Origin of the sequence: Thalassotalea euphylliae, assembly GCF_003390395.1 — a bacterium.
GTDB classification, from domain to species: domain Bacteria; phylum Pseudomonadota; class Gammaproteobacteria; order Enterobacterales; family Alteromonadaceae; genus Thalassotalea_F; species Thalassotalea_F euphylliae_C.
Map to the genome: position 1 here is coordinate 4,058,549 of NZ_QUOV01000001.1, position 13,720 is coordinate 4,072,268.

The 13,720-nt window shown below is 43.9% G+C and carries 10 protein-coding genes; 1 reads left to right on the top strand and 9 read right to left on the bottom strand.

Translation table 11 applies throughout. The annotated features are described in order from the left end of the window. Positions 1–62: 62 nt before the first annotated feature. The 7 genes from DXX92_RS17785 to metB all read right to left on the bottom strand — a co-directional run bounded on the left by DXX92_RS17785 (position 63) and on the right by metB (position 9,908). Positions 63–977 carry an ornithine carbamoyltransferase gene (locus tag DXX92_RS17785; protein ID WP_428977367.1) on the bottom strand — a complete coding sequence of 305 codons (915 nt, stop codon included), beginning with the start codon at positions 975–977 and terminating at the stop codon, positions 63–65. Positions 978–1,127: 150 nt separating this feature from the next. Next, positions 1,128–1,934, bottom strand: coding sequence for an acetylglutamate kinase (gene argB, locus DXX92_RS17790; RefSeq protein WP_116002011.1), 807 nt, complete (start codon positions 1,932–1,934; stop codon positions 1,128–1,130). Further along, on the bottom strand, positions 1,931–2,980 hold the full coding sequence (gene argC, locus DXX92_RS17795; RefSeq protein ID WP_116002012.1) for an N-acetyl-gamma-glutamyl-phosphate reductase: 1,050 nt from the start codon (positions 2,978–2,980) through the stop codon (positions 1,931–1,933). The genes argB and argC overlap by 4 nt, the downstream gene beginning before the upstream one ends. Positions 2,981–3,729: 749 nt before the next feature. Then, entirely contained in the window at positions 3,730–5,193 is a 1,464-nt protein-coding gene (locus DXX92_RS17800; RefSeq protein WP_116002013.1) for a hypothetical protein, read from the bottom strand. Between the two features lie 161 nt (positions 5,194–5,354). Next, complete coding sequence (metF, locus tag DXX92_RS17805) at positions 5,355–6,245, bottom strand: methylenetetrahydrofolate reductase (protein WP_116002014.1); 891 nt, start codon at positions 6,243–6,245, stop codon at positions 5,355–5,357. Then, on the bottom strand, positions 6,245–8,731 hold the full coding sequence (gene metL / locus DXX92_RS17810; RefSeq protein ID WP_116002508.1) for a bifunctional aspartate kinase/homoserine dehydrogenase II: 2,487 nt from the start codon (positions 8,729–8,731) through the stop codon (positions 6,245–6,247). The genes metF and metL overlap by 1 nt, the downstream gene beginning before the upstream one ends. Positions 8,732–8,747: 16 nt before the next feature. Continuing rightward, complete coding sequence (gene metB, locus DXX92_RS17815; protein WP_116002015.1) at positions 8,748–9,908, bottom strand: cystathionine gamma-synthase; 1,161 nt, start codon at positions 9,906–9,908, stop codon at positions 8,748–8,750. Positions 9,909–10,195: 287 nt separating this feature from the next. On the opposite strand from metB, the gene metJ reads away from it, so the two are divergent. After that, positions 10,196–10,528, top strand: a complete 333-nt coding sequence (metJ, locus tag DXX92_RS17820; protein ID WP_116002016.1) for a met regulon transcriptional regulator MetJ — start codon at positions 10,196–10,198, stop codon at positions 10,526–10,528. A gap of 116 nt (positions 10,529–10,644) precedes the next feature. Here metJ and DXX92_RS17825 read toward each other — a convergent pair whose 3' ends face one another. Both DXX92_RS17825 and DXX92_RS17830 read right to left on the bottom strand, forming a co-directional pair. Further along, positions 10,645–11,889: a malic enzyme-like NAD(P)-binding protein gene (locus DXX92_RS17825; protein ID WP_116002017.1), complete on the bottom strand. Its 1,245-nt coding sequence runs from the start codon at positions 11,887–11,889 to the stop codon at positions 10,645–10,647. A 483-nt stretch (positions 11,890–12,372) separates the two neighbouring features. After that, the gene (locus DXX92_RS17830) at positions 12,373–13,671 is read right to left on the bottom strand and encodes an adenylosuccinate synthase (RefSeq protein ID WP_116002018.1); all 1,299 of its coding nucleotides are present in this window, start codon (positions 13,669–13,671) and stop codon (positions 12,373–12,375) included. Positions 13,672–13,720: the final 49 nt, after the last annotated feature.

The window sequence follows — 13,720 nt, forward strand, 5'->3', positions numbered from 1 at the left end:
AAAATTCTTTATTAATCTGTGTTTACTGAATTTGTATTTAATCTGTTCGTCGAAATAGTGAGTTACTGGTTCGCAAATAGTGTGACCAGTACCGCCATTTGCGCCCACATACGGTTTTCCGCTTGCTCAAAAACAATCGCGTATTTTTCGTCGTCAAATAGCGCAGTGGTGATTTCATGCTCTAAATGTGCAGGTTGGCAATGTAATACCTTAGTTGCACCTGTGGTTTCCATCATGGCGTGATTGACCTGAAACGGCATAAAGCTCGCTTCAATATCGGCAAATTTTGTATCGTCGCCCATAGACACCCAAGTATCAGTATAGATAACATCTTGCGCGCCAATGGCTGAAGCATCGTGGGTTAATACTAGCTTGCTGCCTGATTGTTCAGCGAGTGCTTGTGCCTTGGCAAACATCTCGCTATTTGGGCCATAACCCTCTGGGCAAGCAAGGGTGAAATCAACGCCTAAAATGGCCGCTACTAACATCAAAGAGTTAGAGACATTATTACCATCCCCCACATAAGCCAGCTTGACCTGAGTCAAATCATCAAACTGTTCGGCAAGCGTGACAAAATCAGCTAGCGCCTGACACGGGTGATACAAATCACACAGCGCGTTAATGACCGGCACGCTGGCATGCTCAGCAAGACCTGTAATTGATTGATGGGAAAATACACGCGCAACAATCGCATCGGCGTAACAAGATAGGTTTTTCGCGTAGTCACTGACACGCTCACGCTCACCCAATTTGCCATTTTGCTGGCCTAAATACAGAGCGTGGCCACCGAGCTTGGCAATACCAATATCGAAACTCACATGGGTGCGCAGCGATGGTTTTTCGAAAATCATCGCTACTGATTTGCCCGCTAGCGCTTGGCTGTATTCAGCAGAGTTGCTTTTAATGGTTTTAGCGAGTGCAATTAGATCTAAAATTTGCGATTTGCTTTGCAAATCGTCGGCTAAAAAATGTGAGATTGTCATCTTAAATTCCTAACGTGGCACTGAGTAAAAGTGCCCTAAAAAAGTATCAAATATTCGTATTTAGCTAGTTGTTCTTTGACTCGGTTGCCTAGTGGCTAACTGAGTAAGAGGCTGCGATACATTGCTTGGGTAACAGTGTTCTAACTAAGCAGCGTTGCTGGGAATAATGCGGGTACCAATAGCAGCGCCAGAGAGCAAAGTTAAAATCTGCTCTGGTGCTTGCCAGCTGGCGACCGCGATACTTCGTCGTAATTGATTGGCAGCATAGAAAGCCGCATTGACTTTAGCGGTCATACCGCCGGAGATAACCCCAGCTTCAATTAATTGTGAAGCTTGGTTTTCGGTGAGTTCGGCAAGGTAGCTGCCCGTGTCATCCATCACGCCATTGACATCGGTTAGTAGCAGTAATTCGGCATTGAGTAACTGACAGATGACCACGGCCGCATCGTCGGCATTCACATTGACTAGCTCGCCAGCGTGCGCTTCATTATTAACCGTACCAATCATGCCAATTGAGGAAACCACAGGTAAAAATTCAGCCTTTAATAAGCTGTCTAGCAATTTACTGTGCTGTGCTTTTGGAATTCCGACAGCGCCAAGGCCATCAGGATTTAACGTGCAACTAACCATATTGCCATCAGCAAGTGAAAGCCCGACCGCATTGAGGCCAACTTGGCTAGCTGTCGCGACGATTTGTTTATTCACGCTACCCGCTAAAGCGCCGCTGATAATTGGCATTTGCTCAGCTGGCGTCACGCGAAGGCCATTTTTCTTTTCACTGGAAAAGCCTGCTTTCTTGAGCATATCATCAACCACACAGCCACCACCGTGCACTAACACGACAGGCGTATTTTGTTGTTGCTGCAATTGGGCGATAACAGTCAGTAATTGCGTTAACGCATCGGCTTTCTCTAAAATCGCACCGCCAATTTTTATCACTAGGGGTTTCATGCATTCACTCCCGCTGATTGAGCAACTGTTGATTGAGCAACTAAAGAATAGCCAAGTGGTAAACCAAGTTTAGCATTTAAGCACTGCACCGCTTGTGAGGCAGCGCCTTTAAGTAGGTTATCTATTGCCGTAGTCACGACCAGCACTTGCTTGCTTTCATCGTATTGCCAGAAAACATCAGCAAATGGCGTATGCGCAACATCGTCAATTTGCGGACATTGCTTTTTAATGCGCACTAGCGGCTGATCTTGATAAGCATTAACAAAAGCTTGATCGACCATCTCACTAGTGACATTGGCATTCAGTGTTAAAGTAACAGTTGCCAATAAGCCGCGTTTAAATGGCGCAAGGTGCGGATTGAAAATCACTTGCGCGCCAGCTTCTTGGCTGATTTCCGGCTGATGACGGTGTTTAAGAATATTGTATGGGCGCAAGCTGACTTCATTAAAGCTAGTCGCTAACGAACCATTGCGACCAGCGCCGCTAACGCCACTAATGCCGTTAACAACAATCAAACTATCCTCAAGCTGCAAGTTATTGGTCATCACAGGTTTAAGCGACAGTAAACTCGCCGTTGGGTAACAGCCTGGCACCGCAACTAGCTCACTGTCGGTGAAATTTTCCGGCAACCATTCAGCAAGGCCATATTGCGCCTGCGCTAATGCACGTAAGCTCGTATGAGCGAAACCATAGAATGTCGGGTAATCGGCAGGCTCTTTTAAGCGAAAGCCACCAGAAAGATCGAAGACTTGAACGCCGTGTTCAATAAACGATTGCGCCCACTCAACACTAAATTCGTGAGGGGTCGCAAAAAAGACCGCATCTAGCTCATCAACAGCCGCTTCGAACCATTGCTTTGAAAAAGCCTGGAGGGGTACATCACAGATCCCCAGCCAGCGAGCATGTAACTCTGAAAATAATGATCCATTGGAAGTACTGTTTTCCGATACCACTAAATGCGAGATCGAAACTTTGTCGTGTTGTAGCAATAAACCAATCAGCTCAGCTCCAACATATCCGCTTGCGCCAATAACCGCGACTTTCATATCAAAACACCAAAATTGCAATTGTATTCATTTAACTTACAAAAAACTCAGTACAAAACTAACGCTAAACTTGTTTTCTTGACTACTTGGTACTGCGCAAACAGACAAAACATTCTCAATCTTGCAATGACCAACAGCGATAATTAGGTCATAGCTTGGTGCTTTATCGTCGGAGCTTTGAATACATGTTGATGTTTCCGTAGCCTGCTTCAATCAGGTTATTCACACTGTGACGAGAAAAGTAACACCGCATGAATTTTTATGCAACATTTCAACATAAATATTTTATGAATAATTTATTACTAAATCTGGGTTTTGTTTTGCTGATTAATAGTTAACCTCAGCTCTGGATAACTAATGTGCTTCTAGCGGCTATTTGTACTGCTACCAGCGTTAAATTTACTTGCAATAGACTGGCTATTGACGCGCAAATTTGCCTTGATATCAGCAAAAATCTCTCGCTAGAAGACAACGATTAACATAAGCATTTGAAATGATTTGTTATTCACTATTTCTTATCCAAACCTGAGGTTAGTTAGCCTAAAGAGATAGGCAATAACACTTAGTGAGCCGAATTTGAGCCCTGCTTAAGGTGAGAAATTTTGCTGAATTAAGCGCAGCTAGCAGTAGAAAATTAGTATCTAAAGGGTATTTAAGTATGAAAAGTTAGCGTTGAACACTCATGGTGAAGGCAAACTATTACCATGTTAATCTTATTATCGAGCGTTAGCCTTTGTTCAAGCGAACTGTTAAGACGCTTTGTTCCAAAGTTTTTGATTGTTGCGAATTGAAAAGTATTCTTTGGGGTGCCAACAACGTGGGATGAGATCGAGATCGGCACGTTCTTGATAATTCGACACGAGGTTTTCCAGTATTTCCTGCAAACGCGCTCGGCTCATATTGGCAAGTCGTTTAGCAGAATTAGCAAAATACAGGTTTTCACTTTTACGGATCAGAATATCCCCGCCATGGCTAATAAACGTGAGCTGTCGAGTGGCGACTCGGCAAATAGGCTCTTCAGGATCTTCAGGATAAAGCTGATTAACGATCGCGTATTCATAGCGTTCAAGGGAATTGCCTGCATCGTCAAGCGCTAGGTAAGTAATACCAAACCCTTGTGGAAACATGCCGGTAATTTTATATAAGCTGTCCACGACTTTTTCGCTACAAACACCGCGCTCAGCATTTTGATATAACGCCTGATAAACTTTAGGGATCAGTTTGTATTTATAGTTCTGCTTGGTTGATAACACAATTGAGCAGTAAATTTGCGGTACTTTAATCACATTCGCCAAGCTTTCTTTCGGGTTAATCGCTTGTTTGAGAATGTTTTTGATAAACTTAAGTTTTCTCAACTCTTGGTGATGAAATATCTCGCGGTCTTTTTTTGAGTTACCAAAGTATTCTCCAGCACCTAGCCCATCGACGAGAAACTTAATCGACTCTCGATAGTTAATTTGCAGTAACTGCTTGCGATCATCTACCGACAGCGTGCGATAAGGATCGCTATCTCCGTCAGGGCCAAACAGAATCTGCTGAGCTTCAGGGTGATAGGTACCAATATCTTGAATCAAAGACGCCTTCATTAGGGGCATTTTTACTTGATCGCGAAAACGTTTGTAGCCTTCTTCGTCAAGGCGAGCAAATTGAATAAACTGCTCACCACTGAATTCACCTAGAAATTCTTGAATATAGGCATCTTTGACCGCGCCATCAATAATCAGCCGATCAAGCAGGCGCAACATCAATACGGTTTTATATAAGGGTTTATATTGCTCGTTTATTTTCGCAATGCCAGTTCCCTCGGTTGGCGTTAACAGTTGTACTGTTCCCAGTAGCTGCGCAGATTTCCGATTAGTTTCTTCATAAGACTCCCCTTCACACAGGTCGAGGATCTCAAGACACAAATTATCGAATCTCTCATGGCGAGCAATACGAGCAGAGCGCACTTGCTGTTGTTGATGTGTCGAATTAGCTTCCTGCTCAGCTCGCCTGCGATCGGATGCTGGACTATGGGCTTGCACCTGTTTGGTGTAGGTCTGTTTGTCTTTTTCTTCAAGTGCCGTGACAGCTTGATTAACCGCATGATCTTGTTCATAAAACTCAAGCGCACCATCTAAGATCGTGTCTTTCAACGGACTGGTTTTAAACATGCGGTCGAGTAAGTTAGTGACCTGAGCAGTTAATATGGATTGATTCGACTTTTTACTCATGCGACAAACGTGGCTGATTCTTGCGGAGCTATGTAGCTTTTCAGCTAACCATAAGTGAAAAGCACCTTAAACTCAAATCATGCTAGCTTAACGCAAAAAGGTTACCTAAATAGTAACCTTTTGTATGCGTTAGCAAAAAAGTATAAGGAAAAGTAAAAAATCTACTTCGGACGAATTCCTAGCGTATGGCAAATTGCATAAGTAAGCTCGGCGCGATTTAGCGTGTAAAAGTGGAAGTCTTTCACCCCTTCTTTTTGCAGTACCTTAACCTGCTCCATGGCAATATTGGCGCCAACTAAGCGACGCGTCGTTTCGTCACCTTCCAAACCTTCGTACATTTTGGGCATCCAACTAGGCACATGAACATTGGTTAAACCAGCGAAGCGCTTCAACGTGTTGTAGTTAGTTACCGGTAAAATGCCTGGAATAATTTCGACATCAATACCGACAGACACGCAACGATCTCTAAATCTTAGGTAAGACTCGATATCGAAGAAGAACTGACTAATTGCACGTGATGCGCCAGCGTCTACTTTGCGTTTTAAATTTAATAAATCAAATTGCGGATTTGGCGCTTCTGGGTGCCCTTCTGGGTAAGCTGCTACTGAAATATCGAAATCTGCGACTGATTTTAACAACTCAACTAAATCGGCAGCATACATGGACGGCTTTTTTTCACTGCTGTCTGGCAAGTCACCACGTAGTGCAACAATATGGCGAACACCACTGTCCCAATAATCTTTGGCAATTTGCACTAGCTCTTCACGCCCAGCATCAATACAGGTTAAGTGCGGGGCTGCCAACAGCGCAGTTTCTTTTTGAATGCGCTTGATGACATCATGTGTGCGGTCGCGCGTGCCGCTGCCAGCACCGTATGTCACTGAGACAAAGCTCGGCTTAAGTGGCGCTAAACGCTCAATCGAATTCCACAAAGTGGTTTCCATTGCAGGGGAATTTGGCGGGAAAAATTCAAATGACACATTAATATCACTGCTGATCTCACTCAAACTTTGATTCAGTGATTCTACTTGTCGCGCATGGCTATAAGTCATTAGTTTATCCCCTTTAATTTTACTTGATGTTGTTTACTCGAAAGCTGTTTACAAGCGTTGGCTAGATCTGAGTGCAAACCGCCTGCGGTGACTTCACGCCCTGCGCCAGGGCCACGAATAATAAGTGGATTTTCTTGATACCACTCACTTACGATTTTAAAAATATTGTCGCAAGGCGTTAGACTTGCAAATGCGTCGCTCAATGGCAGAGCTTCTAGACTCACCTCGGCACGACATTGACCGGACGTTGCGCTAAACCTTGCCACATAGCGAATACACTGACTTCGTTTCTGCGCTGCGTGTAAGCGCTGTGAAAACGGCTCATTTAGCTCTTCTGCTCTCTCGAGAAATTCAGCTAACGAAATACTGCGAAGCGATTCAGGCACCAAGTTTTCACAGCTGATATCATCTAACGACAAGCTAAAACCCGCTAATCTCGCCAGAATTAATAGCTTGCGCTGGACATCTCGACCAGATAAATCTTCACGTGGGTCTGGCTCAGTAATGCCTTGCGCCAGCGCTTCTTTAAGTAAGCTAGCAAAGTCTTGCTTGCCATCATAATGCTCAAACAACCAAGATAACGTACCAGAGAATATCCCTGATATTTCAACAATGCGATCACCGCTTTGTTGTAGATCTTCAATTGCATAGTTAATCGGTAGCCCTGCCCCAACCGTGGTATTGCCTAACCATAAGGCTTGATGTTGCTGTGCCAAATCAAGCATTTCATGGTAATCAGCAAGCGGTGCTGAGGCCGCCCATTTATTGGCGCCAATCACATGAATACCATGGCTAAACAATTGTGGATACAATTTGCTGAACGCTTCACTCGGCGTGATATCAACCACGATTAACTCATCGTATGGGTGGTTCGCTAGTTGCTCAACAACTTGGTCAAGTTGATATGGCTGCGCTGATTGCTCAAAACAAGTAACCGCCTGTTCAGGTTCAATACCATCTAATTGATATAAGCTATTACGTGATGACAACAAACCGACCAAGTGCACATTCTCTAGCGCTTTAACACGCTCTAACTGCGTCGGTAAGCCCGCCAAAAATTGCTCACCAATATTGCCTAAACCAGCGACAACTAAGCCGATATGTTTGGCATCTTTAGTAACAGCTTGGTGAACGCTATTAAGTAGTTCGCCACTACACGCATGTGGCAGCACAGCAACAATACTATCTAAGTGCAAGCTATTATAAATCGCTATGGTTTTTTGTTGTTTCAATGCACGTTTAAAGCGCGCTTTAACATTGGCGCGCTTTGAGGCTTGATGACCTACAACCGCCATTAGCGACACCGGCGTAAACTTAATTTCAGTACCGTAACTCGCTAACCATTCACTGACGGCTTTTTGCTGCGATAGCTGGATCACTAGTTCGCCAGCGGTGATATCGCCAGTAATGGCATTAAATTGCTCAAATGCCGATTGCCCTTGTTGACCGATTAAACTTGGCGACTGCACAAGCAACAAGTCGTTTAAATACGTTACCGACAACTCTCGCTGCGCAATATGACCAAAATCACCAACTTCTGTGCCTGGCGTTGCTGGATCAAAGCTACTGGCAACATGCAAGTGGCTGCCAACTCTTTCCAACGGCTGAAGCGTCTTGGCGTGTAATACTGGATTACCTAAACGACCGAGTTCTTTTGCAACGGTGCGCGGTACACGATGCAGCTTTCTTGATAGCGGTACAACTCTGGGGTCTGCACTATAAATGCCATCAACGTCTGTCCACAAAGTCACATTTTGCGCATCTGTTAATGCAGCCACTATGGTTGCGGAGTAATCGCTACCATTACGACCCAATGTGCAAGGGAAGCCTTGATTATCACGAGCAATATAGCCGGTGATCACCGTTAATTGCTGGCTATTTAATTGTTGCTGCAAATTGTCACGGCTAAGTTTGTAATCTACTTGGCAATTAACGTCGTTGTCGACCACGAGAAATTCACGTGCATCTATCGCATAACTCGGGCAGACTCGCTCCGCTAATACTGCAGCAAGCAACTTTGCCGACCAAACTTCGCCAAAAGCTAATAGTTCAGCTTCATGCGCTCGAATATCCAGCTGTAGCCATTTTGCCAGTAACGCAAAATCTTGCTCAATGGCAGTGGTTAATGGCTCAACATTTGAATCACTCAACAAACCTTTTGCTAACGCTTGTTGTTTTTGCTTTAACGCATCAATCGTTTGATGAAGCTGATCGCTGTTTTCAGTGGCAAGCTGAAATATTTCAATAAGATCGTCCGTCGTATCACCAGAAGCTGAGACCACAACGATGTCATCAAGCTGGCAATTGCGCTGAATAATGTCGATAACTCGATTAATACATTCAATAGATGCCAACGAACTACCACCAAACTTATGCACTTCAATAGCGCGTTTGGCTAAATTATTCTGTGGTTGCTTATTCTGCGCTAAGTTATTTTCCGGAAGGCTATCTTGCGGCAAATGGGCTGGGACTAAATTACTGCTCATGTTAATACGCCCAAAGTTAAGCTTGCTGACTAGCGGCAAGGCCAGCATCAAGATCGGCTAGAATATCGCTGATATCTTCAATGCCAACTGACAAGCGCACCAATGATTGGCTAATACCTGCCGCTTTTTGTGCTTCGATGTCCATTCCCGCATGCGTCATGGTGGATGGGTGACTGATCAAACTTTCAACGCCACCCAAAGATTGTGCAAGCGTGAATAGCGACAGATTGTCAAATAACGCTCGCACTGCTGGCTCACCACCCTTCACTTCAAAGCTTAACATCGCACCAAAGTCTTTTTGCTGACGTTTTGCCAACTCATGCTGAGGGTGGTCTGCCAAGCCAGGGAAGTACACTTGTTCAACTGAAGGATGATTTGCCAAGAAGCTAGCAACTTGATTAGCATTTTCTTGATGTGCAGCCATTCTCAGCGGCAAGGTCTTTAAGCCACGTAATGCCAAGAAGCTATCAAAGGCTGGGCCGGTAATTCCAATACAGTTTGCCCACCATGCAAGCTCCTCACCGAGAGCCTGTTCTTTAGTCACTAAAACGCCACCAACCACATCGCTATGACCGTTGATGTATTTCGTCGTAGAGTGGAAAACAATATCAGCACCCAGTGATAATGGCTGCTGCAGAACTGGCGATAGGAAAGTGTTGTCAACCGCAACCAGTGCGCCAACGGCTTTACTTGCAGCTGCGATTTTTTCAATATCAACCAAGCGCAATAACGGGTTGCTTGGCGTTTCAATCAGCACCAATTTAGGCTGTTGTGCAAGCGCATCATTGAGTGCCTGCTCGTCGCTTTGATCAACAACAATAACATCGAATTGACCGCGTTTTGCCAAGTGCACAAACAAGCGATAGCTACCGCCGTAACAATCGTGTGGAATAACAACTTTATCGCCGACTGACAGTAGCTGACAAATCAAGTGAACCGCTGCCATACCAGTGCTCGTGACAATACCTAGAGCACCACCTTCAAGGTCAGCAATAGCTTTACCAAAAGTCGCTCTTGTCGGGTTACCTGTGCGTGAGTAATCAAAATCACGCTTTTCATTAAAGCCCTTGAGTGAATACGTACTTGATAGGTGAATAGGCGCCACCACAGCACCATGATGTTTATCGCTGTTAATACCGGCGCGTGCTGCGATAGTAGCGGTTTTTTGCTTAGTCATACTATTCACCTAGTAATTACTGAGTTTAGCTAGCTTATTCAATTTAGATTTTGAGTGCTAAAAGTGAGCAAGCCATTAAATGGATGTTTAGACGTCTATAAATCTATCCGTTTTAAATTTTGTGGTCAAGAAGTTTTAGACATCTAAACTTCTACACATATAGGTTGACTGAAATATGCCACCTAGTACAATTTAACGTTAATATCTGGGTTGCATCAAAAAGACATTACAGCGCATTACAAAACGCTGACCATCACCCAACTAATAACAATGTATGAGGTACTTAAATGGCTGATTGGAATGGCGAATATATTAATCCTTACGCAGAGCATGGAAAAAAAAGCGAACAAGTTAAGAAAATCACCGTTTCTATCCCACTTCGGGTACTCAAAGTACTAACTGACGAGCGCACTAGACGCCAAGTTAACAACTTACGTCACGCCACCAATAGTGAACTGCTATGTGAAGCTTTCTTACACGCTTTCACTGGTCAACCCTTGCCTAACGATAACGATCTGGCCAAGGATAATGAGCACCGATTACCAGAAGCCGTTCGTGAAGCCTTGATTGCACAAGGTATTACTGACTTTTCTGAATTCGAAGCAGATGACGAAGAGTAAATCGCTCGAAAAACGCTGCACATAAATTCGAATCAAAAGGCGCAAAATGCGCCTTTTTTAATGCAATTATTGCAATCGCTAATTCATTACTAAATTAGCCATCTTAGCTTGTCATCTTAACTTACCATATAGTTCTCAGGCAGTGGCAATGCCGCCACACCAGATTCAACAGCCGCTTCGGCAACCGCTTTAGCAACTCTTGCTTTCAGGCGACTATCCATAGGTTTAGGAATAATATAATCGCGACCAAAAGTTAAGCTCTTATCACCGCTTGCTTTAAGCACTTCAGCTGGCACTTCTTCTTTCGCCAATTGGCGAATAGCATGTACCGCAGCAACCTTCATTTCATCGTTAATGGCTTTTGCACGCACGTCTAATGCACCACGGAAAATAAACGGGAAACAAAGTACATTGTTCACTTGGTTCGGGTAATCGGAACGCCCAGTGGCAATGATGACATCATCACGCGTTGCCATAGCCAATTCTGGCTTAATTTCCGGATCTGGGTTTGAACAGGCAAAGACGACAGGGTTAGGTGCCATCAAGGCTAAATGGTCAGCCGACAGTAGATCAGGCCCAGATACGCCGACAAAAACATCAGCGCCTTTGATAGCATCTTCCAATGTACGCTTGTCGGTGTTGTTAGCGAAAAGCTTTTTGTACTCATTTAAATCGTCACGACGAGTATGAATCACACCCTTGCGATCTAACATGTAGATTTTTTCACGCTGCGCGCCACATTTGATTAATAGCTCCATACAAGCGATTGCCGCTGCACCTGCGCCCATACACACAATATTCGCCGCTTGAATTTCTTTGCCTTGAATATCAAGAGCGTTAAGCATACCGGCAGCAGTAACGATCGCAGTACCATGTTGATCATCGTGAAAAACAGGAATACGACAACGCTCGACCAACGCACGTTCAATTTCAAAACACTCAGGCGCTTTGATATCTTCTAAATTTATGCCACCGAATGAGTCTGCAATATTGGCGACAGTGTTAACAAATTCTTCAACCGTATGGTGTTTGACTTCAATATCAAACGAATCAATGTCAGCAAAGCGTTTAAAAAGTAATGCTTTGCCTTCCATTACAGGTTTTGATGCCATCGGCCCCAAATCACCTAGCCCTAAAATAGCCGTTCCATTTGAAATTACCGCTACGGTATTACCTTTCGCTGTGTATTTATAAACGTTGTTTGGATCTTCAGCGATTGCTCGCACGGGTTCTGCGACCCCTGGGCTATAGGCTAATGCCAGATCTTTACTGGTTTCTGCGGGAGTTGTCAGGGCAATACTGATCTTGCCCGGATTTGGCAGCGCATGATAATCCAATGCCTGCTGTTTTAAATCTGTCATCGTCGTTCCTTTGCATGAACATGGTGTTAACTTGATGGATATAACTGTATTTGTAAATCAGATACTTATTATGTTTATTATTATTATAGTTTATATGGTATTTGAATTAAGATGATGCTGACAAGGCTATTTTTTCAAAGAAACTTGCTACAAGTCATATATTTAATGATGCTACGCCTACTCGGATTTTGACTTAAAATCTCGATAATGCGCTAAAATTGCAAAGAAAACTTCATTTTTTTGTACAAATTTTGACATAGCTTGAATCTATGCACGGTTCAAAGATTACTATACCGTTAATGGCGGATTGAATCGGCCTTAGCAATGGATAACTGCCAAGTGCGCTTTTTATAGAGAGGTTAAAGTTAGGAGCTAAGGCGTTAGCGAAAAACCATTTTTCGCAGGCACTATTCACAGGCACAAAAAAACCAGCTATAAGGCTGGTTTTTAAAACTGTTATACAACAAAACTTAAGACAACGAATTACTCGTCGAATGGATTAACCAAAATCATCGTTTCGTTACGATCTGGGCCTGTTGATACGATATCAATTGGAACACCCGTCACTTCTTCTAAACGTTTGATATAAGCAACAGCGTTTGCTGGTAGCTCATCAAAAGACGTTGCACCTACCGTTGATTCATCCCAACCTGGCATAGATTCATAAACAGGTGTAATTTGCTCATAACCTTCTGCTGCTGTTGGCGGTACAGTAATCACATCACCATTAGCTGTTTTGTAGCCAGTACAGATTTTTAACTCTTTTAAGCCATCTAGTACATCAAGCTTAGTCAAACAGAAGCCTGAAATACTGTTAATTTGCACGGCACGGTGCATAGCTACTGCATCAAACCAACCACAACGACGCTCACGACCTGTAGTAGCACCAAACTCGTGGCCTACGGTACCTAAATGGTTGCCGATCTCATCGTTTAATTCTGTTGGGAATGGACCTGAACCTACACGCGTAGTGTAAGCCTTGGTAATGCCTAATACGTAATCTAGGTAACGCGGACCAAAACCACAACCTGTCGCAACACCACCAACAGTGGTATTTGAAGACGTTACGTATGGGTAAGTACCGTGGTCAATATCAAGTAAGGTACCTTGAGCACCTTCAAACATGATTGACTCACCGTTTTTGCGTGCTTGATCAAGAAGCTCTGCAATGTCAGCAACCATACCTTTAATAACATCAGCAACAGCCATTGCGTCTGCTAGCACTTCTTCATAGCTAACTGGCTCAGCTTTGTAGTAGTTCACTAATGCGAAGTTATGGTACTCAACGATTTCTTTTAATTTTGCAGCAAAAGAATCAGCACAGAATAAATCGCCAACACGTAAACCACGACGCGCTACTTTGTCTTCGTATGCAGGGCCAATACCGCGACCTGTTGTACCAATTGCTTTGCTACCACGTGCTTTTTCACGTGCTGCATCAAGTGCATTATGGTACGGCAGAATTAATGGACATGCGTCAGAGATAAGTAAGCGTTCACGCACTGGTACGCCGCGCTCTTCTAACATGGTGATTTCAGCCATCAGGGCTTTTGGACACAGCACAACACCGTTACCAATCAAACATTTTACATTGTCACGTAAAACGCCAGATGGAATAAGATGAAGAACGGTTTTTTCACCATTGATTACTAGTGTATGGCCTGCATTGTGGCCGCCTTGATAACGTACTACGTACTTTGCTTTGTCTGTGAGTAAGTCAACAACTTTACCCTTACCCTCGTCACCCCATTGGGTGCCCAGAACTACAACGTTTTTTCCCATGATTACATGTTGGTAAGAAAATTAGGCGGCGATTCTACCAGAGATCAAA